General features: G+C 66.7%; 2 protein-coding genes. Both read right to left on the bottom strand.

Annotation, left to right across the window (positions count from 1 at the left end; all coding sequences use genetic code 11):
• Nucleotides 1-198: 198 nt before the first annotated feature.
• Nucleotides 199-1,551, bottom strand: coding sequence for an HlyD family type I secretion periplasmic adaptor subunit (locus ACCC94_RS28715; protein WP_413352983.1), 1,353 nt, complete (start codon nt 1,549-1,551; stop codon nt 199-201).
• Nucleotides 1,552-1,556: 5 nt separating this feature from the next.
• The coding region (locus ACCC94_RS28710; protein ID WP_413352982.1) for a type I secretion system permease/ATPase at nt 1,557-3,509 on the bottom strand (1,953 nt) is incomplete at its 5' end.

The raw sequence follows: 3,509 nt of genomic DNA, 5'->3' as shown, positions 1-3,509 counted from the left end.
AGTTGTGTAAAACACACAGCCCTCTCCCTAACCCTCTCCCTGAAGGGAGAGGGGACTGTGCGGAGTGGCGCTGAACTGTGATGCTCGCCGGACTTATCGGCGAGCATTGGACTTAACGCCGGCTCGGATAGCTCCCTCTCCCTTCAGGGAGAGGACTGGGGAGAGGGACTGCTCCCGTTGCATAGTTCGACTAAGCACTCACCGCTCCCGCAAAGCCTCCCACCGCGCCTTGAGCACCGGCTTCAAGATGTAGTCCAGCACGCTCTTCTCGCCGGTGATGATGTCCACCGTCGCCACCATGCCGGGGATGATCAGCAGGGGCTTGGCGTCGGTGCCCAGGTGGTTCTTGTCGGTGCGCACCTGGATCATGTAGAAGCTGTTGCCCTTGTCGTCGGTGATGGTGTCGGCGCTGATCATTTCCAGCTTGGCCTTGAGCCCGCCATAGATGGTGTAGTCGTAGGCGGTGAACTTGACCGTGGCGCTCTGGCCGGGGTGGAGGAAGGCGATGTCCTGCGGGCGCACGCGCGCTTCCACCAGCAGGTTGTCCTCCAGCGGGACGATTTCCACCATGTCGTTGCCCGGCTGCACCACGCCGCCGATGGTGTTGACCTTGAGCTGCTTGACGATGCCGCGCATCGGCGACACCACCAGGGTACGGTTGACCTTGTCGTCGATGGCGCGGCTGGTGGCGGTGAGCTTGTTGAGGTCGGTGCGGACGTCGTTGAGCTCCTTCAGCGCGTCGCTGCGAAAGCCCAGTTTCGACTCCTCCACTTTGCGCTGGATCTCGTTCACCGCCGCTTCGGCGCGGGGGATGGCGAGGTTGGTGGCGTTGAGGTCGCCGCTGATTTCCACCGCGCTGCGGCGCAGGCGCAGCAGTTCCACCGGGGACACTGCGCCGGCCTTCACCAGCGGCTCGGACATGTTGATCTCCTGCTGCACCAGCCCGAGGCTCGAGCGGTACTGCTGGGTCTTGGCGCGGAATTCCTGCAGCTCCTGGCCTTTCTGCCGCAGCTGTTCCTGGAGGATGTTGAGCTCGCTGTTCTGCCGTTGCATACGGGTCTGGTAGAGCGCCAGCTGGTCTTCCACCACCTGCGGCGCAGCCTTCTTCAGGTCGTCGGTGAACGCCGGCTCACGCCCTTCGGCTTCTGCGCTCAGGCGTTCGACACGGGCTTCCAGCGAGTTGCGATCGGCCTCGGTCTCGCCCTTGTTGGAGGTGAAACGTGTGTCGTCCAGGCGCAGCAGCGGCTGGCCCTTGTTCACCACCTGGCCTTCGCGGACGAAGATTTCCGAGACGATCCCGCCCTCCAGGTTCTGGATGGTCTGCACCTTGGAGGAGGGAATCGCCTTGCCTTCGCCCTTGGTCACTTCCTCGATGTCGGCGAAGTAGGCCCAGGTGATGGCCGCCACCAGCAGGCCGAGCGCCGCCCAGAGGGTAATGCGGGTAGCGTTGGGCGAATCCTCCAGCAGGGTGCCCTGGACCTCGGGCATGAATTCGGTGTCGCGGGCGCCATTGCCGCCCAGGTAGTCGCGGATCGATTGCGAGAAGTGCATGGCCATTACCCCGCTGCCGGGCCGACGTGGCCCTTGCGCAATGCTTCGATGACCGCGTCTTTCGGGCCGTCGGCGACGATGCGGCCGCTGTCCAGCACCAGCAGGCGGTCGACCAGGCTGAGCATCGAGGTGCGATGGGTGACCAGCAGCAGGGTCTTGTCGCGGCAGGCCTCGTGCAGCCGCTTGCGGAGGATTTCCTCGCTGCTGTTGTCCATGGCGCTGGTGGGTTCGTCCAGCAGCAGGATCGGCGGGTCCAGCAGCATCGCGCGGGCCATCAGTACCGCCTGGCGCTGGCCGCCGGAGAGCAGCTGGCCGCGCTCGCCCACCGGGCGGTCGAAACCGGCCGGGTGCTGCCGGGCCAGTTCGCTGACGCCGGTCAGCTCAGCCACTTCGAGCATCCGCGCATCGCTGACATAGCGCGCGCCGAGGGTCAGGTTGTCGCGCAGGCTGCCGGCCAGCAGCGGCAGGTCGTGGGCGACGTAGCCGATCTGCTGGCGCAGGTCGGCGACGTCGAGCTGCCGCAGGTCCAGGCCGTCGAGCAGGATCTGCCCCTCGTCGGGGTGATAGAAGCCCATCAGCAGGCGGCCGAAGGTGCTCTTGCCCGAGCCGCTCTTGCCGATGATGCCGATCTTCTCGCCGGGGGCCAGGCGCAGGCTGACGTGGTTCAGCGCCGGGGTGGTCTGTTCCGGGTAGCTGAAGCTCAGCTGGCGCACTTCCAGGGCGCCGTGCAGCTGGGTGCGCTCCAGCGGGCGCTGGCGGGCCTGGCGCTCCTGCGGCAGCTCCATCAGCGCGTCGGTACTCTTCATGGTCAGGCGCGCCTGCTGGTAGCGGGTGATCAGCCCGGCGATCTGCCCCAGCGGGGCGAGCACGCGGCTGTTGAGCATGTAGCTGGCGACCAGTGCGCCGACGCTGAGGTTGCCGTCGAGGATGCTGTAGACCCCGGCACAGATCATCGCCAGGCCGGCGAACTGCTGGAGGAACAGGGTGCCGTTGGTCGCCAGCGCGCTGAGGAAACGCGCGTGATTGTCCAGCCGCGCCAGGGCGCCGTGGGTGGACTCCCAGCGATACTGGCGCTCGCTTTCGGCGCCACAGGCCTTGAGGGTTTCCAGCCCGCCGAGGGTCTCGATCAGCAGGGCCTGGCGCTCGGCGCCCAGAGTCAGGCTCTTCTGCACGGTGTCGCGCAGGCGGCTCTGGATGATCAGGGCGAACACGATGGTGATGGGGAAGGCCAGCAGCGGTACGGCCACCAGCCAGCCGCCGAGCAGGCCGATGACCAGGATCATCAGCAGCGAGAAGGGCAGGTCGATCAGGCTGGTCAGGGTCAGCGCGGTGAGGAATTCGCGCAGGCCCTGGAAGTCATGGATGCTCTGGGCGAAGCCGCCGACGGTCTCGGGTTTGGCCTTGAGCGACATGCCGGTGATGCGTTCGAACAGGGTCGCGGAGAGGACCACATCGGTCTTCTTGCCGGCCATGTCCAGCAGGTTGGAGCGCAGAACCCGCAGCAGCAGTTCGAACAGCGTGCCGATCAGCAGGCCGGCGGCGAGCACCCAGAGGGTCGACAGTGCCTGGTTGGGCACCACGCGGTCGTAGGTCTGCATGACGAACAGCGGCACCAGCATGCCCAGCAGGTTGATCAGCAGGCTGGCGACCAGGGCGTCGGTGTAGAGCCAGCGCGACAGCCGCAGGGTATCGCGGAACCAGGCTTCGACGCGCGGCACCAGCGGTTTGCGTGCGGCTTCCAGTTCGTGGCGCGGGCGGGCGAACAGGGCCTGGCCGCTGTACTGCGCCGCCAGCTCGTCGGCGCTGACGGCCTGCTCGCCGCCATCGGTCTCGCACGGCAGGATCAGCGCCTGGCCGTCGTCGCGCCATTGGCGCAGCACGGCGCTGCGGCCGTCGTTGAGCAACAGCAGCACCGGCAGGTTCAGGCTGGAAATGCTCTTCAGCTCGCGGCGCAGCAG

This window comes from Pseudomonas sp. Pseusp97 (genome assembly GCF_047304025.1).
Classification (GTDB): Bacteria; Pseudomonadota; Gammaproteobacteria; order Pseudomonadales; family Pseudomonadaceae; genus Pseudomonas.
This window is presented reverse-complemented; position numbering and strand designations above follow the sequence as displayed.